The sequence below is a fragment of the Rhodococcus sp. WS1 genome (assembly GCF_003797745.1).
Classification (GTDB): domain Bacteria; phylum Actinomycetota; class Actinomycetes; order Mycobacteriales; family Mycobacteriaceae; genus Rhodococcus_F; species Rhodococcus_F erythropolis.
Map to the genome: position 1 here is coordinate 567,013 of NZ_RKLZ01000003.1, position 26,999 is coordinate 594,011.

1 protein-coding gene is annotated in these 26,999 nt (G+C 62.6%); it reads left to right on the forward strand.

Going from position 1 to position 26,999, the window contains the following annotated elements; genetic code table 11:
- Nucleotides 1–148 precede the first annotated feature (148 nt).
- Nucleotides 149–26,998, forward strand: coding sequence for a non-ribosomal peptide synthase/polyketide synthase (locus EEB12_RS27610; protein WP_141488872.1), 26,850 nt, complete (start codon nt 149–151; stop codon nt 26,996–26,998).
- Nucleotide 26,999 lies beyond the last annotated feature (1 nt).

Sequence of the window (26,999 nt, forward strand, 5' to 3'; positions counted from 1 at the left end):
ACGTGACATCGCCTGGTGGTCCGTGCATGTGCTTGCCGATTCTGGGTACGACTGCTTGAGAGGCGCGATCAGCCTCTTGCTTTCGCGCTGTTGATTCGGACGCGGCTACGCACTCGGCGGCCGCGGAGATCATGCGGGGCGGGGCGCTGTGAAACCCTTCGAGGTAAGACGGACCGACCCTTTTGATGAGACCCTCTTTCCGCTCTCGGCCGCCCAACGGGCAACCTGGTTCGCTCAGCAATTCGATCCCGAAGTCCCGATTCTGATAGCGCACTACGTGGAGTTGCGCGGCGAACTCGACGTCGAATTACTGGATCGCGAAACGCGGGCAGGTGCTTACGAGTTTCAATCTCCCATGCTCAAAGTCATCGAGGTTGATGGTCAGCCGATGCAGTACTTGGACGAGAAGGCCGAAATCTCGGTCGGTTTGGTCGACTTCCGCTGGACCGAGGATCCCTTCGAGGCTGCGCTCGAGTGGATGCGTCGAGATTGCCGGACGCAGCTCGACCTGGCAGTCGACGGAATCGTCGCGACCGCTGTGCTGCGCGTGGGTGACGCGCACTATCTGTGGTACAGCCGTATCCATCATGTCGCGCTCGACGGTTTCGGTGCCATGACCATGATGAACCGCATTGCGCATCGGTACTCGGCCTCGGCGGCGAGAAAAGATCTGCAGCCGAGTCGTGCCGCGACACTGCGCACGCTGTACGACATCGACGAGCGGTACAGACAGTCGGATCGATTCGCTGCCGATCGTGAGTACTGGGCAGGGCGCAATACAGTCGGTGCCGGATCCAGCTTGGCGGAGGCTTCTGGGCCCGCACACATCGAGAGCCGACTCGAAAGCACACTGATGTCGGACCGGAGCTGTGCCCTTCTCCACGAATCCGAGAACCACGCTGCAACGGTCGTCGCTGCGCTCGCGTTGTACCTCTCGCGAATGACGGCGAAAGAGACTGTCCAGATTCATGTTCCGATGTCCGGACGGACTACGGCGGTGTTGCGGGACTCGGGCGGCATGATGGTGAACGTCGCGCCGCTGCTCATCAGTGTCGCCGCCGTCGACACCGTCGGTGAACTCTTCGCCCAGGTCCAGCATGAGCTCATGGGTGCACTGCGGCACCAGCGCTGCAGCCTCGACGACATCCGTCGGGACGCAGGCGTGACGAGCGGTCTGGAAGGCGAAGACTCATATGCCGGGCCCATGGTCAACGTCATGCTGTTTCGCCAGGAGGTGCAGTTGGGCGAGGTGGTTGGGGAGTATCACATCGTCACCTCCGGGCCGGTGGAAGACCTTCTGGTCAACGTGTATCCGAGCGGCGACAGGCTGCGTGTCGACTTCCGGGCAAACCCGATCCGATACGAAGAGGCGGGTTTACGCGAGCACCACCGGAATTTTGTCGGCTTGCTGGAAGAGTTGATCGCGTCTGATTCCGGTGCCGAGCTCGCAGACATTCACGGCCCGACGGCCCGGGAGGGCGAGCGACGACAACGCGAAGTGCGGCACCTCGAGTATTGGAGACATGAGCTCACCGGGGCGCCCGAACTTTTGCAACTTCCCTTCGATCGACCAAGGCCTGCAACGCAATCGCTGGACAGTGCACAGGTTGAGGTCGTGATCGCCGCAGACACCCACGCGCGGATTACAGAAATGGCAAGTGATCTCGGGACGGACACACGCGCGGTCCTACATACGGGCTTCGCGCTAGTGGTGAGCCGATTGTCCGGGGCTTCGGACGTGGTAATCGGTACGCCGACGGGATCCGACACGAACATCGTTGCCATCCGGAGTCGCATCGATCTGGAGACGCCGTTCACGGCGCTCGTGGGCAGTGTCGTCGAGGTCCGAAGTAATGCGCTGCCGCACAGTGGGATACGGCTCGAGCAGGTGGCGCAGTCGCTCGAGGTGGAGGATGTACCTGCGTATGCGCCGGTGATACAGGTGACGTTCGAGTCCGTCGCCAGCGCTGACGAGCACCCTCCCGACCTCGGCCGCTTCGATCTCGGAGTGTCTGCAGTCGAACTGTTCGACGAGGTGGGTACGCCGTCCGGAATCACGGTGACGCTCGCGTTTGCCACCGACCTGTTCGACGCCGAGACGGCACGTGGCCTCGGTTTGCGGTTCGCGCGCGTCCTGGAATCCGTCACCACAGATCCGGCAATGATGGTCGGCGACATCGACATCTTGTCCGACGACGAGCGATCCGCGATGCAGCCTGTCCGCAGTGACCCTCGCGCTTCGCACCGCACCCTGGCCGAACTGTTCGACGGTGCGGCGCGCACACACTCCGACGGCGTGGCCCTGTCGTATCTCGATGGCGAGTTGACGTATCGAGAACTCGACGATCGTTCGTCGAAGTTGGCCCGAGTCTTGATCGACCGCGGCATCGGTCCGGAAAACAGTGTGGCGCTGGGTTTGACGCGTTCGATCGAATCGGTTGTCGCGATGTTGGCGGTGACCAAAGCCGGCGCGGCATTCGTGCCGGTGGATCCGACCTATCCGGGTGAACGTGTTCGCTTCATGCTGAACGATTCCGGCGCCGTACTGGGGCTCACGGTCGTTTCCGAACTTCATCGTTTGCCGGATTCGATTTCCTGGATAGCAATCGACGACGCTGAGTTCCGTGGCCGACTTGCACGGCTGTCCGTGCGCTCCATCTCCGACGTCCATCGGGTGCACCCGATCCGGCCCGACAATCCCGCATACGTGATCTACACTTCGGGTTCCACCGGACTCCCCAAGGGGGTGACGGTATCGCATCGTGGACTGGAAGCGCTTGCTGCCGAACAGCGTTCGCGGTTCGGTGCGACCCAGGATGCGCGAACATTGCACTTCTCGACCCCGAGTTTCGACGCCTCGATTTTCGAATACCTGCTGGCTTTCGGGGCCGGAGCGACCATGGTGATTGTACCGAGCACGATCTACGGCGGTGACGAGCTGTCTCGCTTCCTCGAATCCCAGCGTGTCACGCATGGTTTTGTCACTACTGCGGCGCTCGGAACAGTTTCGCCCGAGGGCCTTTCGGACTTCGGCGACGTGGTGGTCGGTGGTGAGGCCTGTCCGCCGGATCTTGTGCAGCGGTGGGCTCCCGGCCGACGGCTGTGCAATGCCTACGGGCCGACCGAGACCACCGTCATGTCGAACATCGGCGAGCCGATGGTGTCGTCGGAGAACATCACAGTGGGCGGTCCGCTCCGCGGTTTCGAGGAGATCGTGCTCGATCAGCGATTGCACCCCGTCCCCGACGGTGTTGTGGGCGAGCTGTACATCTCGGGAGACGCGCTCGCACGCGGATATCACCGGAAGTATGCGTTGACCGCAGGACGATTCGTGGCCGACCCGTTCGGTCTCCCGGGCCGGCGGATGTATCGAACGGGGGACTTGGTGCGGCGGCGCCGTGGCCGTGCACTCGAGTACGTCGGCCGCAGCGATTTCCAGGTGAAAGTTCGCGGATTCCGTATCGAGCTCGGGGAAATCGACAGCGTCGTGCAGTCGTGTCCGCAGGTCGAGAATGCAGTTACCGTGGCGCGTGCGGCTCCCTCCGGTACAACGATGATTACCACGTACGTCGTGCCTGCCGGCGGAAGTGCGCTCTCGACGGCCGATCTGACGCAGTACGCCGCGAGCCGTGTGCCGTCGTACATGGTTCCTGCGGCCTTTGTTCTTCTCGACGAGTTGCCGGTAACTCCATCGGGAAAGGTCGATCGCGCTGCCTTACCGGCACCTCGGTTCGATGCTCGGTCGGACAACTTTCGCCCGCCCGAGGGCGCCGAAGAACTACTGCTGGCCGAGATTTTTGCCGACGTTCTAGGTGCTGAGGCGGTGGGTGCGGGTGACGACTTCTTCGAGCTGGGTGGGAACTCACTGATCGCCACAAAGCTGATCGCACGAGTCAATGCCGCTGAAGCAATCGATTTCGGGGTGCGGACTTTGTTCGAAGCACCGACGATCGAATCACTGGCTCTCCACGTGCGTGACGCGAAGTCCTCCGGCGTTGATCCCTCGCGTTCGAAGCGTCCAATCCTGCAGACACATTCGTACAAGGACAAGATTCCGGTGTCTCTGGCGCAACAACGCCTGTGGTTTGTCAATCAGTTCGACAGGTCGTCCCCGGCCTACAACATCCCGATGGTGGTCCGACTGTCAGGGGCGTTGGATGTGGCTGCGCTGAAACTCGCGATGGGAGATGTTGTCGATCGACATGAATCGCTTCGCACCGTCTACCCGGCGTCGGTCGACGGTCCACATCAGGTCGTGGTTCCTTCGGAACGTGTGACGTCGGAGATGGCGTGGGAAGTATCCGTTGACGAGGAAGCCTTGGACAGGCGCGTCGCCGATCTCGCTCGCGAGGGGTTCGACGTGAGCGCGAACGTGCCCGTGCGCGGCTCCCTTTTTCGAATCACTCGGGACGTTCACGTCCTCGCGTTGGTGGTTCACCATATTTCGGCGGATGGAGCATCACTCGAGCCGCTGGCCCGCGACCTGACCCGCGCCTACGCGGCGCGGGCTGCCGGTCGGGCACCGGACTGGCCGCCTTTGCCTGTGCAGTACGCCGACTACAGCCAATGGCAGATCGAACTGCTCGGCAGTGACGCCGATCCGGACACGCTCCAGGCGAAGCAGTTGGACTACTGGACGTCCACCCTGTCCGGTCTACCTGACGTGATCGACCTTCCGCTGGATCGACCGAGGCCGGCGGAACGATCCATGCGCGGTGAATCGGTCCGATTCTCGGTGCCCGCAGACGTGCACAGTGACCTCCTCGAACTCGCTCGGAATCACAACGCGACACCGTTCATGGTGATGCACGCAGTGCTGGCCGTTCTGTTGGCACGGCTGAGCGCCTCGCCGGACATAGCGATCGGCACTCCGGTAGGAGGGCGCGCCGAGCAAGTCCTCGACGATCTGGTCGGGATGTTCGTCAACACGGTCGTCCTGCGAACCGCCGTTGATACCGCCGCGACTTTCGAGGAAATCCTTTCACGAACTCGCGAAGTTGATCTGGCAGCGTTCGGGCAAACCGAGGTGCCGTTCGAGCGAGTCGTCGATGCAGTTGCTCCGGAGCGTTCACCATCTCATTCACCGCTCTTCCAGGTTCTGTTGGAATTTCAGAACACCGCAGATCCTCACCTCGAACTACCAGGACTCGGTGTCGATGTTGTTTCAGTCGACATCGGTGTCGCCAAATTCGACTTGCAATTGTCGCTCTCCGAAAAGCGTGGCAAGGACGGAATCCCGGTGGGTTTCGACGCCGCCTTCACCTACGCCTCCGATATCTTCGAGCGCACCACAGTCACCGAATTCGGGGAGCGCTTCGTCCGCCTACTGCGGTCCGTCGTATCGGATCCAACTGCCCCAGTGGGTGATACGGAGATTCTGGGTGCGCCCGAGCGTGGGTTGGTGGTGGGTGGTTGGGATGGTGTGGGGGTTGCGGTGGGGGGTTTGACGTTGGTGGATGTGTTGGATGGGCGGTTTGCTGGTGTGGGTGGTGGGGGGTTGGTGTGTGGTGGGGTGGTGTTGTCGTGGGGTGAGTTTGATGTTCGGGTGAATCGTTTTGCGCGGTTGTTGATTTCGTTGGGGGTGGGTCCGGAGTCGCGGGTGTGTGTGGTGTTGTCGCGGTCGGTGGAGTTGTTGGTGGCGGTGTTTGCGGTGGTGCGGGCTGGTGGGGTGTTTGTTCCGGTGGATGTGGGTGCGCCGGTGGAGCGGGTGGGGTTTGTGGTGGGGGTGGTGGATCCGGTGGTGGTGTTGTCGCGGGGTGGTGATGGTGGGTGTTTGCCGGTGGGGGTGGGGTTTGTTGATGTGGGTTGTGTTGATGTTTCGGGGTTTTCGGGTGATCCGGTGGGGGTGGGTGATCGGTTGGGGGTGTTGTTGCCTGAGCATGCGGTGTATGTGATGTTCACGTCGGGGTCGACGGGTCGTCCGAAGGGTGTGGTGGTGTCGCATGCGGGGGTGGTGAATCGGTTGTTGTGGATGCAGGGGGAGTTTCCGTTGGGTGTGGGGGATGTGGTGTTGCAGAAGACGCCGGTGTCGTTCGATGTGTCGGTGTGGGAGTTGTTTTGGCCGTTGATGGTGGGTGCGCGGTTGGTGGTGGCGGATCCGGGTGGGCATCGTGATCCGGTGTATTTGGTGGGTGTGATCGAGCGGTGGGGGGTGTCGGTGGTGCATTTTGTGCCGTCGATGTTGGAGGTGTTCGTGGGGGAGCCTTCGGTGGTGGTGGGGTGTTCGAGTGTGCGTCGGGTGTTTGTGTCGGGTGAGGGTTTGTCGTCGGTGTTGGCGGGGCGGTTTGCGGGGGTGTGTGGTGCGGAGTTGGTGAATTTGTACGGGCCGACGGAGGCGTCGGTGGATGTGACGTTTCATGTGGTGGATGGTGTTGTGGGGGTGGGTGTTCCGATTGGTCGGCCGGTGTGGAATACGCGGGTGTTGGTGTTGGATTCGCGGTTGCGGCCGGTTCCGGTGGGTGTGGTGGGGGAGTTGTATGTGGGTGGGGTGCAGGTGGCTCGGGGGTATGAGGGTCGTGTGGATTTGACGGTGGGTCGGTTTGTGGCGGATCCGGTGTCGGGGGTGGTGGGTGCTCGGGTGTATCGGACGGGGGATGTGGTGCGGTGGGGGTGTGGTGGGGTGTTGGAGTTTGTGGGGCGCACGGATTTTCAGGTGAAGGTGCGGGGGCAGCGGGTGGAGTTGGGTGAGGTGGAGGCGGTGTTGGCTGCTCAGGTGGGGGTGGCTGGTGCGGTGGTGGTGTTGCGGTCGGGTGTGGGTGGGGATTTTTTGGTGGGGTTTGTGGTGGGTGAGGTGGGGGTGGTGGTCGATGAGGTGGTGGTGTTGGAGGGGGTGCGGAGGTCTCTTCCGGGGTTTATGGTGCCGTCGGTGGTTGTGGTGTTGGGGGAGTTTCCGGTGACGGTGCATGGGAAGTTGGATCGTAAAGCCCTCCCGGACGTCAACTTCGAACCTCAATCGCTGCAGTATGTTGCGCCGCGAACGCCGGTCGAGGAGACGGTTGCCGCAATCTTCGATGATCTGTTGGGAACGTCGACGGTGGGCGTGTACGACGATTTCTTTGCCCTTGGTGGGAACTCTCTGAGTGCAGTCAGGTTGGTTGCGCGAGTGAATTCTGTTCTCGGCGAACGGATCGACATCCGCGACGTCTTCGATGCTTCTACCGTTGCAGCGCTGGCCGAGTTGGCGCAGTGTCGCGGAGGAGAGGGGGCCAAGCCGGCGTTGAGGCCGCGGGGTACGACGACGGATATCCCACTTTCACCGGCCCAGGAGCGAATGTGGTTTGCGAATCAGTTCGACCCCGAGTCCGCCGCCTACAACGTCGCGTGCGCGTTGAGGCTCGACGGCACAGTGAATCTGAGTGCACTTCACGCGGCATTTGTCGACGTCGTCGAGCGGCAGGAGTCCTTGCGCACTGTTTTTCCTCTCACTGACGACGGCCCGCGTCAAGTGACCATGTCTACCTCACAGGTGGTATCGGATCTTGCACCGATACTTGTGCAGGGAGAGGAAGAGCTGCGCGAGCGTTGCCGGCAGATCGTTTCGGATGGTTTCGACGTCATGCAGCAGGTCCCGATGCGCGCCACCTTGTTGCGGCGAGACGACCAGGTCCACTCGCATGTCCTGGTGATCGTGATTCACCACATCGCCGCCGACGGATTCTCCACGGTACCGCTGGCCCGAGATCTCATGAGCGCATACACCTCCCGTGTGAGCGGTGAGGCTCCTCGGTGGGCGCCGCTCGAGATCCAGTACGCCGACTATGCGTTGTGGCAACGTGGTTGGTTGGGTTCGGAATCCGACTCTCGGTCTTTGATCTCGAAACAGCTCGCCTATTGGGTCGAGAATCTTGCAGGTGCACCGGAAGTTCTCGACATTCCGACCGATCGACCGCGCGGTGATGTGCGTTCGCTTCGACGCGGACGGATTCGGTTCGCGTTCAGTCCGGAGGTTCATGCCGGTGTGGTTGCCCTGTCGCGCAAACACAACGCCACCGTCTTCATGGTTGTGCATGCAGCCTTGGCAGTGCTGCTGGCGAGGCTCAGCGATGAGGAGGACGTAGCCGTCGGAACTCCCATCGCCGGGCGTGGGGAGCGCGAACTCGACGACCTGGTGGGCATGTTCGTCAACACGTTGGTCTTGCGCACTGCAGTGGACCGCGGCGCGACTTTCGAGGAGTTCCTCGACCAGGTCCGAAACGTAGATCTGAGCGCCTTCACTCATGCCGACGTGCCGTTCGAACGAGTCGTCGAGATAGTGAATCCTTCACGTTCGACGGCATACTCGCCCCTGTTTCAAGTCATGTTGGAGTTCCAAGACATCGAGCGACCGACACTGGAACTTCCCGACCTGCAGGTGACCGACGTGGGTGTCGAGATCGACACCATCACCTTCGATCTGCAGTTGACGGTGGCGCAGAACACTGGCACCGCCGGTGAATCGGATGGTATTCGTGCTGAATTCGGATATGCCGCAGATATTTTCGACGAGGAAACAGTAGGGGGCTTCGTCGACCGCCTGCAACGGATTCTCGAGTACGTCACCACGGATCCGCAATCGCGGATCGGAGATATCGATATCCTCGACGCCCGTGAGTCAGCCGAACTGGTACCCGTGCGAGGTGTGATCTCCACCGCTGTTCAAACCCTTCCCGATTTGCTCACGACAGCAACAGATATGGCGACCGCCCAGGATCTCGGCGCCGTCGCGCTGGTGTTCGAGGAACGTGAAGTGACCTATCTCGAACTAGACGCACAGTCGAATCGATTGGCCCGCATGCTGATCGAATCCGGAGTGGCTCCCGAAACGGTGGTGGCGATGTGTCTCCCACGCTCCGTCGAGTCCGTTCTGGCGGTGTGGTCCATTGCCAAGACAGGTGCAGCATTCCTTCCCGTGGACCCGGGACTTCCTGCTGCACGTATCGAGTACATGCTGGGCGACTCCGGTGCAGCGTGGGGGATAACGACCCGAGCTCACCACGCAGCATTGTCCGGCCTCGTGCCGTGGCTGGTCCTCGACGATGCCGGTTTCGAGGAACGGCTGTGGGCGTACTCGCCATCGAAAGTCACCGACGAGGATCGGAAGGCACGGATTCGAATCGACAATCCGGCCTATCTGATTTACACCTCGGGATCAACGGGAACACCCAAGGGTGTGACGGTCACTCATCGCGGGTTGAGCAACTTTGCTCTCCAGGAGCGCGAGACATTCGCCGCCACGACCCGATCCAGAACTCTGCACTTCGCTTCGCCGAGTTTCGACGCTTCGGTTCTCGAACTCATGTTGGCCGTTGGTGCTGGATCCACGATGGTGATCGTGCCACCGACCGTCTACGGCGGGTTGGAGCTGGCGGCGTTACTGGAGCGCGAGCGCGTCACCCATTGTTTTGTGACTCCGGCGGCTTTGGCGTCCGTCGCCCCAGACGGACTCACCACTGTCGGTTGTGTCGTGACAGGTGGGGAGGCCTGCCCGCCGGAATTGGTGGCCCGCTGGGCGCCGGGCAGAAAGATGTTCAACGCCTACGGTCCTACCGAGGCAACTGTGGTGTCGAGCATCAGTGCGGCACTGGCTCCGAACGACCCGGTCACCATCGGCGCACCTACTCGCGGATTCAGCGAGGTAGTGCTGGACTCGCGTCTGAGAGCGGTGCCGGTAGGTGTCGCGGGAGAGTTGTATCTTGCCGGACCGGCTCTCGCTCGCGGCTATCACCGGCGATCCCCGTTGACCGCCACGCAGTTTGTCGCAGATCCCTTCGGTGCGCCGGGAACGCGGATCTATCGCACGGGCGATCGCGTGCGGTGGACGCCCGACCGACAGCTGGAGTATCTCGGGCGCACCGATGCCCAAGTGAAGGTCCGTGGGTTCCGCATCGAACTCGGGGAAGTCGAGGTGGCACTGCAGACGCACCCGCGCGTGGCCCAGGCGGTGACGGGCGTCTGGAACGGCGACGGCAGGGATCGGTTGAACGGCAGGGATCGGTTGATCGGATACGTGGTTCCCGATCGCGGAGCGAGTGTCGATCCGCGAGACGTCCTCGCGCATGCAGGCAAGCGTCTGCCGTCGTACATGGTGCCTGCGGCGGTGGTGGTGCTCGACGCACTTCCGCTGACGGTTCACGGAAAACTGGACCGCGCAGCGCTTCCCGCACCCGATTTCTCGTCCACGGCCACACCCGACCGGACACCGCGAACGGAAACCGAGAATCTTCTTGCCGCTCTGTTCGCGCAGGTTCTCGGCCTGAACACCGTAGGAGTGCACGATTCGTTCTTCGAGCTCGGTGGAGACAGCATCATGTCCATCCAATTGGTGGCCCGCGCTCGCGATGCTGGTGTGATCATCTCGCCCCGAGACGTATTCGACCACAAATCTGTTGCCGCGCTTGCCGAGTCGGCGCACGTGGAGCAGGACGGTCCTGATGTGCTCGCGGAGCTACCGGGGTCCGCTGTCGGAACTGTTCCACTGAGCCCGGTGGCGCAGTGGATGCTCGACCGTAGCAGTGGCGGGCTGCGTGGCGGTGAATTGAAACGGTTCTCCCAGGCGCTCTTGCTGACAGCTCCCGCTGATCTCACCCAGGACCTCCTTGTCCGTGGTGTCCAGGAGTTGCTGGACCGCCACGGAATGCTGCGAGCACGCTTGGACGAGAGCGACCGGGTCATGGAAGTCCTACCACCCGGCTCGATCTCGGCCGAAGGACTGATCCATCGAGTCGCTGTCGGTTCGGTGGACGACGAACGTTTCAGGGCCTTGGCGTCGGGAGAGCTCGAGGCCGCTGCCGACAGCTTGGATGCCGCCGCGGCCGACATGGTGCGCGTGATCTGGTTCGACCTGGTCGACAAACCCGACTTGTCGAACCAGCGGGGCCGACTACTTGTGGTGATTCATCACCTGGTTGTCGACGGCGTCTCGTGGCGCATTCTGGTCACCGACCTGGCGACGGTGACAGCACAACTCCGGGCCGGTGTCACGCCCGAACTGCCACAGATCGGAACGTCGTTCCGGCGGTGGGCGCACGGGCTTGTCGAGCACGTGGGCGATCGGAGCGTCGAACGGGACATGTGGAAAACGATCCTTGACGGCGATGACCCGCTGATCGGTTCGCGCCCACTCGATCCCACGATCGACGTCGACGGCACGGTCGACACCGTCACAGTGGACATCGCGCCTCCGGTGACCAGGAACCTACTCACCACGGTTCCTGCGGCATTTCACGCCGGCGTGAACGACGGACTCCTCACTGCTGTTGCGTTGGCCTCGATCGAGTGGCGACGACGCCGCGGTATGGATACCGCTGCCGCCCTGGTCACGCTCGAAGGACACGGCCGCGAGGAAGGAGCGGTTCCTGGCGCAGACCTCGCGCGCACCGTTGGTTGGTTCACCACGCTCTACCCGGTGCGCGTGGACCTCGGCGGAATCGACGTCGACGACGCACTGGCAGGTGGCGCCGACGCCGGACGGGCTCTCAAAGCCGTCAAGGAATACGTGCGTGCGATCCCCGATCATGGAATCGGATTCGGGATGTTGCGCTACCTGTCGGGCGAGAGCGAACCACTCGGCCGATTCCGTTCTCCTCAGATCAGTTTCAACTATCTGGGCCGGATCAGTTCCTCTGACGGAACACAGGACTGGCTGCCGGTGGAAGGCAATCGAAAGCTCGGCGGAACCCAGAATCGGTCCATGCCTGTGGCGTCCGTGATCGACATCAACGCGGCGGTTGAGGACCATGTCGACGGGCCCTGCCTGACAGCATCTTTCACCTTTCCCCGCGGAGTGCTCGACAGGTCTGACATCGCGGAGTTCGCGGAACTGTGGCGTCGTGCGCTCGACGGACTCACCGCGCACGCGTCGCGGCCCGACGCGGGCGGTCTGACGCCGTCGGATATTCCCCTGGTCTCGGTGGACCAACAACAGATCGAACGCTGGGAGAACGACTTCCCCGGATTGCGCGATGTCTGGTCGGTGTCGCCCCTTCAGGCCGGGCTGATGTTCCATGCCTCACTGGCGGCGACGTCGACGGACGTCTACACAGCGCAGTTGTGCGTCGAACTCGAAGGAGCGGTTGATTCCGAGCGTTTGCGCCGCGCTGCTGCCGGACTACTGGCAAACCACCCGAATCTGTGTGCAGCGTTCGTCTACGACGTACACGGACTACCGGTGCAGTTGATTGTGGACGATGCAGTGATTCCCTGGACCGAGGTCGACCTGAGTGATTGCGGATCGGCAACCGGAGAAGAGCTGGAGCGCCGCCTCGACGAGGATCGCAGTGCACTCTTCGACCTCGCCTCGCCGCCACTGCTTCGGCTGACGTTGCTGCGAACTTCGACGACGAGGTGCGTGTTGGTGGTGACAAACCATCACATCGTTCTCGACGGTTGGTCGATGCCGTTGCTGGTGCGCGAACTGCTGATGCGATACGCGGCCGACAGTCTCCCGGTCGAGAGCGTCCCGGCCGATCTTCCCGAGACTCCGTCGTACCGCACCTATCTGGAATGGTTGGCGCACCGCGACATCGAGACCTCGCTCGCGGTCTGGGAGGACGCCATGGAAGGCGTCGACGAGCCGACGTTGTTGGTGGCTTCGGCGCCGACCGCCGATCAGGTGGTACCCGAAGAGGTCACCGTCGATCTGCCCGATTCGGTGCTCGACGGACTCGGTGCGCTCGTCCAGCGGAGCGGGATCACGATGAACACGGTGATCCAAGCGGCGTGGGGTGTCCTGTTGTCTCGAATGCTTTCCCGCGACGACGTAGTCTTCGGCGTCACAGTCTCGGGCCGCTCACCTGAATTGCCTGGTGTGGAAAACATGATGGGGCTGCTGATCAACACATTGCCTGTCCGCGTGCAACTGGATCCAGACGAGACGTGTGCACAGCTGTTCGCTCGACTACAAGGCGAGCAGACAGATCTGCTCGATCATCACTATGTCGGACTCGGCGCGATTCAATCTGCCGTAGGGACAGGCAATTTGTTCGACACACTGTCGGTCTTCGAGTCGTATCCAATCGATACCTCGGGGATGGACGGGAACACCGACATAGCCGGTATGCGCGTCACCGCTGTGAATGCCCGCGACGCCACGCATTACCCGCTCACCGTGCTGTCGGTCGCGGAACCGACGCTGCAGGTGAGCCTGCGGTATCAGCCGGCGGCATTCGACCGCGCCGCGGTCGGCACCATTGCACAGCGAATGTCGCGAATTCTTGCCGCCTTTGCAGCGAACGCGGATACACCGGTCGGTGAGGTCGACGTGTTGGTCGCGGGTGAGCGTGGGTTGGTGGTGGGTGGTTGGGATGGTGTGGGGGTTGCGGTGGGGGGTTTGACGTTGGTGGATGTGTTGGATGGGCGGTTTGCTGGTGTGGGTGGTGGGGGGTTGGTGTGTGGTGGGGTGGTGTTGTCGTGGGGTGAGTTTGATGTTCGGGTGAATCGTTTTGCGCGGTTGTTGATTTCGTTGGGGGTGGGTCCGGAGTCGCGGGTGTGTGTGGTGTTGTCGCGGTCGGTGGAGTTGTTGGTGGCGGTGTTTGCGGTGGTGCGGGCTGGTGGGGTGTTTGTTCCGGTGGATGTGGGTGCGCCGGTGGAGCGGGTGGGGTTTGTGGTGGGGGTGGTGGATCCGGTTGTGGTGTTGTCGCGGGTTGGTGATGGTGGGTGTTTGCCGGTGGGGGTGGGGTTTGTTGATGTGGGTTGTGTTGATGTTTCGGGGTTTTCGGGTGATCCGGTGGGGGTGGGTGATCGGTTGGGGGTGTTGTTGCCTGAGCATGCGGTGTATGTGATGTTCACGTCGGGGTCGACGGGTCGTCCGAAGGGTGTGGTGGTGTCGCATGCGGGGGTGGTGAATCGGTTGTTGTGGATGCAGGGGGAGTTTCCGTTGGGTGTGGGGGATGTGGTGTTGCAGAAGACGCCGGTGTCGTTCGATGTGTCGGTGTGGGAGTTGTTTTGGCCGTTGATGGTGGGTGCGCGGTTGGTGGTGGCGGATCCGGGTGGGCATCGTGATCCGGTGTATTTGGTGGGTGTGATCGAGCGGTGGGGGGTGTCGGTGGTGCATTTTGTGCCGTCGATGTTGGAGGTGTTCGTGGGGGAGCCTTCGGTGGTGGTGGGGTGTTCGAGTGTGCGTCGGGTGTTTGTGTCGGGTGAGGGTTTGTCGTCGGTGTTGGCGGGGCGGTTTGCGGGGGTGTGTGGTGCGGAGTTGGTGAATTTGTACGGGCCGACGGAGGCGTCGGTGGATGTGACGTTTCATGTGGTGGATGGTGTTGTGGGGGTGGGTGTTCCGATTGGTCGGCCGGTGTGGAATACGCGGGTGTTGGTGTTGGATTCGCGGTTGCGGCCGGTTCCGGTGGGTGTGGTGGGGGAGTTGTATGTGGGTGGGGTGCAGGTGGCTCGGGGGTATGAGGGTCGTGTGGATTTGACGGTGGGTCGGTTTGTGGCGGATCCGGTGTCGGGGGTGGTGGGTGCTCGGGTGTATCGGACGGGGGATGTGGTGCGGTGGGGGTGTGGTGGGGTGTTGGAGTTTGTGGGGCGCACGGATTTTCAGGTGAAGGTGCGGGGGCAGCGGGTGGAGTTGGGTGAGGTGGAGGCGGTGTTGGCTGCTCAGGTGGGGGTGGCTGGTGCGGTGGTGGTGTTGCGGTCGGGTGTGGGTGGGGATTTTTTGGTGGGGTTTGTGGTGGGTGAGGTGGGGGTGGTGGTCGATGAGGTGGTGGTGTTGGAGGGGGTGCGGAGGTCTCTTCCGGGGTTTATGGTGCCGTCGGTGGTTGTGGTGTTGGGGGAGTTTCCGGTGACGGTGCATGGGAAGTTGGACCGTAAAGCCCTCCCGGACACTACTTTTACAGCCGCGGACTATCGGACGCCGAGCACACGGGCCGAAGTTATGGTCGCTCGAGCCATCGCCGAGGTGCTCGATCTCGACCAGGTGGGCGCCGACGACAATTTCTTCGAATTGGGTGGAGACTCGCTCAGCGCCACTCGCGTCGCAGCGCGCATCAGATCCGAATCGAGCACGAATGTCGGGGTGAAGGCCTTGTTCGACACTCCCGTGGTCGCTGATCTGGCGGCATCGATCGATCAGCTGCAAGCTGTGCTGCGAGGTTCAGGGCTGGAAGGTTCGGGGCCGGAAGGTTCGAGGATTTCAGAAATCGCGGGTAAGACCCGGCCAGAACATATTCCGCTATCGCTCTCACAGGCGCGCATGTGGTTCGTCAACCAGTTCGACACCTCGTCTCCGCTTTACAACATCCCCGTCGCACTACAACTGGACGGCTTCCTGGATTCGGGTGCGCTCCAAGCCGCACTGGGTGATGTGGTGGAACGGCACGAAACCCTTCGAACGATCTTCCCGACGTCCGCGAACGGGCCCCACCAGGTGATCGCCGAACCAGCGCTCGCTGCTCCTCGAATCCACCCCGTCCCGATTTCCGGTGAGCGGCTTTTTACGGATTTGCACGCGTTCTTCGACGTCGGATTCGATGTGGCCGAAGAGTTCCCGCTGCACGTGAGGTTACTCCGAATCGGGCCGGAGCAGCATGTTCTAGCGATCGTCGTCCACCACATCGCCGCGGACGGTTTCTCGATGGCGCCACTGGCACGTGACCTGATGCGCGCCTATACATCCCGTGCTCAGGAGCAGAATCCGGACTGGGAGCCACTGCCCATCCAGTATGCCGACTACAGTCTGTGGCAGCGGGAGATCCTCGACGCAGAAGTTGGTCCGGGAACGTCGACGTCGGATGAATTCGATTACTGGACAGCGAAGCTGTCGGATATTCCAGAAGTCTTGCCGCTCCCTCTCGATCGACCACGAACGCCGAAACGGTCTACCGAGGGCGCGGTGGTTTCGATGGACTTCTCACCCGAGATCCATCGAGTTTTGACCGACCTCGCACACCAGAATGCTGCGTCCCTGTTCATGGTGATGCATGCGGCGCTCGCGGTGTTGCTGGCACGGCTTTCGGCGTCGGACGACGTAGTGATCGGCACTCCGGTCGCAGGGCGCGGTGCTTCGGTGTTCGACGATGTGGTCGGGATGTTCGTCAACACGCTCGTGCTTCGCACACCCGTCGAATCCGGAGCAACCTTTGCCGAGGTGTTGGCCGCGGTGCGGTCAACGGATCTCGGTGCACTCGACCATGCAGACATTGCCTTCGAGAGGTTGGTGGATGACCTCTCGCCCGACCGTTCCACCGCGCATTCACCCCTCTTTCAAGTACTCCTCGAATTCCAGACCGATACGGGACTGAGCTTCGAATTGCCGGAACTGACGGCTCGCTCGCTCGACATCGATCTCGCGGTTGCAAAATTCGATCTACAACTGAGTGTGATGGAACACGTCGACGAGCACGGTGGGCCGGCCGGTATCAGCGCCGGTTTCCGTTATGCAACAGATATTTTCGATCGAGTATCGGTGACGCGCATCGCGGAGCGCTTCGAGAGAGTGATCGGCGCCGTGATCGAGGATCCGTCGGCAGTCGTCGGCGACATCGACATACTTCTGGCCGGCGAATACAGCGAGATGCTGGTTGCGCCATCGGCCTCGGCCTCGGGCTCGGCCTCGGTCTCGGGCGTCGGAACCCACGAGGATTCGCTGTCGGATCTCTTCGATCGTGCGGTGCTGACGTCCGGTGATGCCGTGGCGGTGCGCTGCGACGGATTGTCCGTCACCTACCGCGAACTCGACGAGCGAGCAAACCGCCTCGCTCGACTGTTGGTGGCTCAGGGTGTGGTGCCGGAAACCCTGGTGGCAGTCGCGATGACCCGCTCGATCGACCTGGTGGTGGCATTGCTGGCGGTGGTGAAGGCGGGTGGCGGATACCTACCGGTGGACCTGACTTCTCCGGTCGACCGGGTGGACTTCGTGCTGCGTGACTCCGCGCCGAAGTGTGTGCTGACCACTGGGGCCGACGGCGCCGACATACGAGACAGTGACGCAATCGCAGACAACGAGATTCCAGTGATTGCCGTGGACGACCCGGCGATTCTCGAAGCGCTGCTTAGGAGTTCTCCGTTTCCGGTGACCGACCAAGACCGGCTGCGACCGCTCCGACCCGATTCGGTGGCCTACGTGATTTACACCTCGGGGTCTACTGGGCGTCCGAAGGGGGTGCAGGTTTCCCACCGCAGTGTCGTGACGTTGCTGGCAAACACCGGAGCGCTCTTCGGCTTCGGCAGCGGCGATGTGTGGACGATGTTCCATTCCGAGGCATTCGACTTCTCGGTCTGGGAAATGTGGGGCGCACTCGCACACGGTGGCCGGCTGGTGCTGGTCGACTACTTCACGGCCCGTTCACCAGAGGCATTCCTCGAATTGCTACGGCACGAACGTGTCACGGTGCTCAATCAAACTCCCACTGCCTTCTATCAATTGGCGGAAGCCGACCGGCGTATCGGGAGCGCGGCCCTGTCATTGCGCTACGTGATCTTCGGTGGAGAAGCCCTCGACTTCGGACAGTTGACGCGCTGGTACGCCCGCCATGGGACGTCGTCACCAGATCTGGTCAACATGTACGGCATCACGGAGACCACGGTGCACGTCAGCCACCTACCGCTCGATCGTGAGCTGGCGCGTGACGGATCGGCCTCGGTGATCGGTCGGGCGTTGCCCGGATTGCGTGTGTATGTGTTGGATCAGCGGTTGCACCCGGTGCCGCCCGGTGTGGTGGGTGAACTGTATGTCTGCGGCGATCAGGTTTCACGCGGATACCTCGGCCGGTCCGGTCTGACCTCCGCGCGGTTCATTCCCGATCTCACCGTCAGTGGGGCGCGTATGTATCGATCCGGTGACCTGGGGCGCTGGAACGACAGCGGGCAGCTGGAGTACCTCGGACGAAACGATCTGCAGGTGCAGGTGAAGGGGTACCGAATCGAACTCGGCGAGGTGGAGGCTGCGCTGCTCTCCGGAGTGGGCGTGTCTCAGGCGGCGGTCGTGGCTCGCAGAGACCGGTTGGTGGGCTACGTGGTGCCGGAGGCCGTTGCCACTGTCTCTCCGGCGGCGTTGCTCGAGTATCTCTCACAGAGGTTGGCGGCACACATGGTCCCCGCTGTCGTGACGGTTCTCGAGGCGTTGCCGCTGACGGTGAACGGCAAACTCGACCGGAAAGCGTTGCCTGAAACTGACTTCGGGCTACAGACAACCGTGAGTCGTGGCCCCGCCTCCGAGACGGAAAGCATCCTTGCGGGCCTGTTCGCCGAGGTTCTGGGACTCGGCGAGGTGGGGGTCGACGATTCGTTCTTCACTCTCGGCGGTGACTCGATCATGTCCATCCAGTTGGTGACGCGAGCCAAGTCTGCCGGAGTTTTGATCTCACCGCGCGAGGTATTCGAACGCAAAACCGTTGCGGCGCTGTCCGAGACGGCCGGTACGTCTGGCGGTCACGCTGTTCTCGACGAGTTGCCCGGTGGCGGCGTCGGGGAGATCGAGTTGACACCGATCGCGGAATGGATGCTCGATCGCGGCGGAGACTTTCGGCGGTACTCACAATCTGTTCTCCTCGCGGTTCCTGCCACGCTCGACGAGGTCACGCTGACACAGGCGATGCAGGCCGTGCTGGACCACCACGACATCCTCCGCGCGGGCATCCGGGCGACGCTGCATCCTGAATCCGCTCGGCGGATGGACGTTGCGCCAGCAGGTACGGTGCGGGCGGAGACCGTCGTACGCCACGCGAGCCTGGAGGGTGCTGCCGCGGAGACGGTCTCGGCTGAACTCGACGCAGCTCTGGGGCGGCTCGACCCGGAGACAGGTGTGATGGTGCAGGCAGTCCTGCTCGACACCGACGGACAGATTCAAAAGGAAGGACAGCGCCAGAAACGGTTGCTACTGGTAGCGCACCATCTGGTGACGGACGGTGTTTCCTGGCGAATCCTGATCCCCGATCTTGCACTTGCTTGTGCGCAGGTGCAATCAGGCGTCGACCCGTCACTGGCTCCGGTCGGGACCTCGATGCGTCGATGGGCACGTGGCCTCGTCGACGCCGCGCGCGAGCCGGATCGGGTTGCTGAACTCGACTATTGGCGAGAGGTGCTCGCGGGTCCAGATCCGACTCTGGGTGTGCGCGCCCTGACGAAGAGGGACACCGCCTCGGCCACCACCGACATCGAAGTACGAGTTCCCACGGCATTGACCGATGCCGTGTCGACGACAGTGCCGCAGGCGATTCACGGGAGCGTCGAGGACGGGTTGTTGACGGCTTTGGCTCTTGCGATGGTCCGCTGGCATAGGGAGCGCGGGATCGACAATCCGGAGACATTGATCAGCCTCGAGGGACACGGACGCGAGGAACAGGTGGTTCCCGGGGCAGATCTTGCTCGCACAGTGGGATGGTTCACGTCGATCTTCCCGGTGCGGATCGATCTGAGCGGAGTGGAACCGAGCGACGCCTTCGCCGGCGGTCCGGCGGCGGGCGTCGCTGCCAAGGCCGTCAAGGAACAACTCCGGGCGGTGCCGGACCGCGGCATCGGCTTCGGGTTGCTGCGCTATCTGAACCGCGAAACGGCACAGACACTTTCGCAACTTCCGGAGCCCCAGATCAGTTTCAACTACCTCGGACGCGTCGGTGGATCCGAGGCCGACGCTTCAGCGGGATGGGTACCGATCCGCGACGAGAACTTGCGGACGGTTACGGCCGTCGATCTCCCACTCGCCGGCGTCCTCGAGGTCAACGTGATGACCGTCGACGACAGCGACACCGACAATAGTGATACCGAGGACGGCCCGCAGCTCGTTGCCAGCTGGACGTTCCCACCGGACATTCTGGGCGCGGACGACGTTCGGCAACTGGCGCAGTGGTGGCTCGACGCATTGGTCGGGCTCGGAGAGTACGCGACGGACAGCGGCGGATTCACACCCTCGGACTTCGATCTGGTCGATCTTCGACAGGACGCGGTCGACGACCTCGAAAGCCGGTGCCCCGACCTGAGCGACGTCTGGTCGCTCTCTCCATTGCAAGCGGGGTTGTTGTTCCATGCCGAACTTGCCGAACGATCGGTCGACGCATACCTCGTACAAGTGGCTCTCGATCTAGCCGGCGCAGTCGATTCGGAGCGCCTGCATCGCGCCGCCGACGCGCTGCTCGACAGGCATGAGAACCTGCGTACCGCCTTCCTTCACGGCGCGGACGGCCGTGCCGTCCAGGTGGTCCGAAGCACCGTGGCAGCGCCGTGGCAGGAAATCGACCTCACTGGTGCAACAGATCAGGATCTTGATCGAGCACTGGCGGAGGACCGAGCGCGCCCGTTCGACATGGCGCAGGCGCCGTTGATCAGATTCACGCTGATTGCTCTCGCCCCCGAAAAGTTCACGCTGGTGCTCACCAACCATCACATCCTTCTGGACGGCTGGTCCATGCCACTGCTGATCCGGGAGTTGGCGACGCTCTATGCCGCTGACGGTGAAGTGGCGGCCTTGCCTCACGCGCGCGCGTATCGCGACTATCTGACCTGGATGAGCCGCCGCGATCAGCAAGCTTCTCGAGCTGTATGGGCGAGGACGCTGAGCGGAGTCGAAGGACCGACGCTGTTGGCTCCGGCGGTTCGATCTCGTCGACTCTCCACCATGGCGGCCGAGTGGGTGTTCGATCTGGACGAGGAGTTCACAACCTCACTTCGCGGGATGGCGCGTGAACTCGGGCTGACGATCAACACAATTGTTCAGGCATCGTGGGGGATCGTCCTCGCTGCACTGACCGGGAGAGACGATGTGGTGTTCGGAGCGACGGTGTCGGGTCGACCTCCCGAGCTGACCGGGATCGAAACCATGATCGGGCTTTTCATCAACACAATTCCGGTCCGAATCACTCTGCGCCCGAGAGAAAGTATCGGCACACTCCTCGCGCGGATCCAGGCCGAGCAAGCAGAGCTGTCGGATCATCACTATCTCGGGCTTTCCGAGATCCAAGTAGCCACGGGGCCGGAGACCGGATTCGATACGTTGACTGTCTTCGAATCGTATCCCGCTGACCGTCAGGGCCTTTCGTCCGATACCGATATCGCGGGGATCCGGATCATCGATGTCGAAGCCAAGGACGCTGCCCACTACCCGCTCAGCCTGGTGGCATCGGTCGACACCAGACTCCGCCTGAAATTCGAGTACCTACCCGAGGTTTTCGGTGCCGCCGACATCGAAGAGATCGCCGGACGACTGCATCGTGTACTCGAAGCGTGTGCCCAGCCGGATCGCCCCTTGGCTGTGGTGTCGGTGCTCGCCCCGTCCGAACGTGCCGAATTGGTGCCGGCCCGTGGCACGGCTGGTGGGTCGTCGCGCGTCTTCCCGGAGATCTTCGACGCGGCAGCCCAGCGTGATCCGAACGCGCTCGCCGTGGAATCGGCGGACGGCAGCCTGACCTACGGCGAGCTGGACATCCTCTCCAATCGCATTGCTCGCGTGCTGGTCTCGCGAGGACTGGGAACCGAGGACTACGTAGCAGTCGGTGTCCCACGTTCTCTCACGTCCGTGGTGTCGATACTTGCCGTCGCCAAGACGGGCGCTGCATTCGTGCCGATCGATCCCGCCTATCCCGACGAGCGGATCAATCACATGCTGATCGATTCGATGGTCAGCTTCGGATTGACCACCACCGCGGGCCGAGATCGATTGCCCGATATCGCGGAGTGGCTGATTCTCGACGATCCGCATTTCACGAAGAAGTGCGAGGAATTCTCGGGGAGCCCGTTGACCGACAACGACCGACTCCGTCCGATCGGGTTGGATTCAGCTGCTTACGTGGTCTACACCTCGGGGTCGACCGGCGTGCCCAAGGGAGTCGTGGTCACACAGCGAGGGCTCGACAACTTCGCCCGAGACCAACGCGAACGCTACGGCGCAACTCCACAATCACGCACGCTGCACTTCTCCACTCCGAGTTTCGACGGGTCGCTCTTCGAATATCTGCAGGCTTTCGGCGCCGGGGCGACGATGGTTATCGCTCCACCCGGGATCTACGGGGGCGAGGACCTGGCGCAGCTTCTGGCCGAGCACTCCGTCACGCACGCGTTCATCACCACGGCGGCATTGGCAACGGTGGACCCGGCTGGGCTGGAACAACTTTCGGAAGTCGTATTCGGGGGCGAGGCGTGCCCACCCGATCTCGTCGCTCGCTGGGGAACTGGCCGCCGCCTGTACAACGCGTACGGACCGACCGAAGCAACGATCATGTCCAACGTCAGTCCGCCCATGACCGCCGGGGAACGCATCACGATCGGTGGACCTGTCAGTGGCGTCAGTGAACTGGTGCTCGACGCTCGACTTCAAGCGGTTCCCGTCGGGGTCCCCGGCGAGCTGTATCTGGCCGGACCAGGCGTGGCGCGGGGATATCACCGAAGGCCGGGGTTGACGGCAGAGCGCTTTGTTGCCAATCCGGCCGACCCAGGAACGCGGATGTACCGCACCGGCGACATCGTGCGATGGACGGCGGACATGTGTGTCGAGTACGTCGGGCGAAGCGACTTCCAGGTCAAGGTTCGAGGCTTCCGTGTCGAACTCGGTGAGATCGACAGTGTGCTGATGTCGGAGCCCAACGTCGGATTTGCCGTTACGGTTGCCGATTCCGCCCCCACCGGAGACACCCGACTCGTGTCGTACGTCGTGCCCACCGCGGGTCGACTGGACACCAGGCTCCTGATTCGCGCCGTGGCCCGGCGCTTGCCTTCGCACATGGTGCCTGCCGTTCTCACGGTGCTGGAGAACATACCATTGACCGCTGTCGGAAAAGTTGACCGTTCGGCATTGCCCAGACCCGAAATCGAGACGACCACAGGGGATTTCCGTCCCCCTGTCGGCCCGGTCGAACAGGCAGTGTCGGACGTGTTCGCCGAGGTGCTCGGCCTCGAACGAGTCGGTACCGACATCAGTTTCTTCGAGCTCGGTGGAAATTCTCTGAGCGCCACTTCGGTCGCGGCGAGGCTACGGGCGGTGCTCGGAGCTACCGTCGGCGTGCGGGACCTGTTCGAGATGCCGACGGTGGCCGAGTTGGCCACGGTGATCGACCAGTCGGTCGCCGAACGGTCGGAGCGACTGGAACCGCGCCCCCGACCCGACAACATCCCCTTGTCGTTTGCTCAGCAGCGGATGTGGTTCGTCAATCAACTCGACACCAGTTCTCCTGCTTACAACATTCCGCTCGTGGTGCGGTTGAGCGGTGAACTCGACAAACCGGCCTTGAGATCAGCGATGTCCGATGTCATCGCCCGCCACGAATCGCTGCGAACGATGTTCCCGGTCCACGGCGACGGACCGGTCCAGCACATCGTGCCCACCGAAAGCGCCGCGCTCCCACAACTGGCCGAGACATCGGTGACCGACGAACATCATCTCCGTGACGAGCTTGCCCGAATGGTCTCGGCCGGTTTCGACGTCGCCGCACGAATTCCCCTGCGGGCAGCGTTGTTCACCATCGATGAGCGCGAACACGTACTTGCCGTAGTGGTGCACCACATCTCGGCTGACGGCTTCTCGATGTCTCCACTGACCCGAGACGTGATGATTGCATACGAGGCCCACGCGTACGGCGGGGAACCCCAGTGGACGCCGCTTCCAGTCCAGTACGCCGACTTTGCGCTCTGGCAACGGGAGATTCTCGGCTCCGGCGACGACCCTGGGTCGGTGATCACCGAGCAGTTGGCTTACTGGCGACGCGCACTGTCAGGCGCTCCCGACCTCTTGGAACTTCCCCTCGATCGAGACCGGCCGACACAACAGAGTTTTCACGGCTCGCGGATTCACTTCTCGATCAGCAGTGATCTTCACCGCCGTATCCGAGGCGTGTCGAGGCAGCAAGAGTCCACTGCATTCATGACTGTGCATGCAGCGCTCGCGCTCTTGCTGGCACGTTTGGGCAGCACCGACGACATCGTGATCGGAACGCCGATCGCCGGCCGGGGAGATCGTGCCCTCGATGATCTGGTGGGCATGTTCGTCGGCACGCTCGCACTGCGCACACAGGTCGACCCGGCTCAATCGTTCCGGGAGTTGGTTGCGCATTGCCGCGAAGTCGACGTCGCCGCGTTCGCGCACTCCGACGTTCCCTTCGAGCGGGTAGTGGACGCGGTCGGGCCGAAACGGTCGAGCGCCTATGCACCGATTTCCTCGGTGTCGCTGGAATTCCAGAACAACGATCGGCCGATTCTGAAGCTGGCGGGACTGGAAGTCCGCGGGATCGACCCAGAACTCGAGGTAGTGAAGGTAGACCTGGAATTCCTCCTCGCCGAAGAGTACGACGATCGCGGTGCACCGGGAGGGATGAGCGGAGCCGTCGACTTTGCCACCGATCTCTTCGACCCCGGTACGGTCAGCGGGTTTGCCGACATGTTCGTTCGTGTACTCGAGGCCGTGACCCGGAATCCGCAGGTACCGATCGGTGACATCGATCTACTCGGCGATCTTGAACGTCGCGAGTTGACGCCGGCGCATGGGCTCCCCGAAGTACCTCCGAAATTGTGGCCTGAGTTGTTGGCGGACGCCGTGGCGATCGATCCGGACTCGGTGGCCCTGTCGCTCGAGAACCGGCAGCTCAGTTATCGCGACCTGGACGAGTGGTCGAATCGTGTTGCCCGGGAGTTGTGTGGTCGCGGTGTGGGCCCGGAGACCTTCGTGGCACTGGGAATGCCTCGCTCGATCGAATCGGTGGTGGCGATCTGGTCGGTGACCAAAGCCGGAGCGGCTTTTGTGCCTGTCGATCCGGCCTATCCGCGCGAGCGCGTCGAATACATGCTCGCCGATTGCCGAGCCTCGCTCGGTTTGACCGTTCAGTCCAGCCGAACTCAGCTACCCGACGTTGTTCCCTGGCTGGAACTCGACGACCCACACTTCGCCCGGCGGGTAGCCGCGCTGTCACCGGAACCGATCACCGATGACGATCGAACCGGTGAACTGAACCTCGATCATCCGGCCTACCTGATCTACACCTCGGGATCTACCGGGAAACCCAAGGGAGTGAACATTACTCATCGAGGTTTGGCGAGCTTCACGGCCGAAACTCGTGAGAGGTTCGAGGTCACTCACGACTCTCATGTCTCACAGTTGGCATCGCCGAGTTTCGACGCTTCCATCTTCGAGTTGACGATGGCATTCAGCGCCTCGGCGCAAGTCGTGATCGTTCCGCCTGCTGTGTACGGTGGCGCCGAATTGGCCGATGTTTTCCGGCGCGAGCAGGTCACTCATGCCACCATTACACCGACCGCGCTGGCGGCGTTGGGGGACAACGGTTTCGAGGCGCTCCGTGTTCTCGATCTGGTGGGCGAGGCCTGCCCGCCGGAGGTCGTCGCGCAATGGGCGCCGGGTCGGAGGCTGCACAACGGCTACGGCCCGACTGAAACCACCGTGCAGGCGAGTGTCAGCGATTCGATGAAACCCGGTGCGGGAGTGAACATCGGCTCGCCGGCAGTGGGCTTCGGCTTCCTGGTGCTGGACGAGCGTTTGCAGCCCGTACCGGTGGGCGTGCCGGGGGAGTTGTACATCATCGGCCCAGGTATGGCACGTGGGTACCATAATCGGGCGTCGCTCACGTCGGAACGATTTGTCGCTTGCTTGTACGGATCGCCGGGGCGCCGGATGTACCGCACCGGAGATGTCGTGCGTTGGCGTGAATCCGGCGGTGACAGTGCCAAAATCGTTGGGTCCGGCGATGGAGTGCATCACACACTCGAATACATCGGGCGCAGCGACTTCCAGGTCAAGGTCCGTGGTTTTCGGATCGAACTCGGGGAAATCGATGCAGTTCTCTCACGCCATCCGTCGGTGGACTTCGCCGCGACTATCGGCTACACGGGACCGTCGGGTGAAACGGTCCTCGTGTCGTACGTGCGTGCGTCAGCTGCCGACGCCTCCGACAGCGACGAGATACGGGCGTACGCAGCCGACCGACTTCCCTCGCACATGGTTCCGTCGGCAGTGGTACTTCTCGAGCGGATTCCGATGACACCGGTGGGCAAGCTCGACCGAAAGGCTCTACCGGAACCCGAATTCAGTTCGGCTGCAGCCGAGTTCCGCGAGCCGGTCACCGACACCGAGCGCGCCGTGGTCGACTCGTTTGTCGAGGTTCTGGGTGTCAGCCGGGTGAGCACTACCGACAGCTTCTTCGACCTGGGCGGGTCCTCCCTGGTAGCCACCCGAATCGTCAGCGCACTGCACTCCCGTTTCCAACGCAGAATTCCGCTTCAGTGGATGTTCCTCGACCCGACACCCGCTGGAATCGCTCGACGCCTCGACATGCCGACAGTGGACGCCGGCATGGAAGAGCTTCTCGCCGTGGTTGTTCCGCTGCGGACAGAAGGAAGTGGGCGACCGCTGTTCTGCGTGCACCCTGGTATCGGCCTGTCCTGGGGGTACGCCGGCTTGGTGCGGTATCTGCCCGAGGACCGACCGGTGTACGGACTTCAGCTACCCGCACTCAGCGACGACGGTGACTATCAGTCGATCGAACAGTTGGCGCATCGCTACGTCGAAGAGATGGAAGCCGTTTCGCCGGACGGGCCGTACGACTTGTTCGGTTGGTCCCTCGGCGGAGTCATCGCGCACGCCATGGCCGTCGAACTGCAATCGTCCGGCCGCGAAGTTGCCACACTGACGATGATGGACAGCTACCCCGACAACGGCGATGCCCCTGCGTCAGCCGCACTCGACGTCCGAGACCTACTGCGAGGACTCGGCCTCGAGATCGAGACCGACCGAGATCTGACCTTCGACGAGGCGGCGGCCGTGTTGGCCCGGAGGCTCGGGCCCGAGACGGGAGTCGACGGTCGGGACCTCGAGCGGATTGCCAGAGGGTACGAGACTTCGCAGAGAATCACGCACCAGTTCGTTCCCCAGATCTACGAGGGAGACCTGCTGATCTTCCCGGCTGACGGAAAAGACGACACGATTCCGCGGGAGAGGTCGCCACAGGAATGGCGTCCGCTCGTGACGGGCCGGATCGTGGAGGTACCGGTGCGATGCGGACACAACGAGATGATCGAGGCACCGGCCATGGCGGTCATCGGACCGGAGATGGCTCGGGTGCTCTCGATGTTTTCCGGATACTCCGAACGGGCATGAC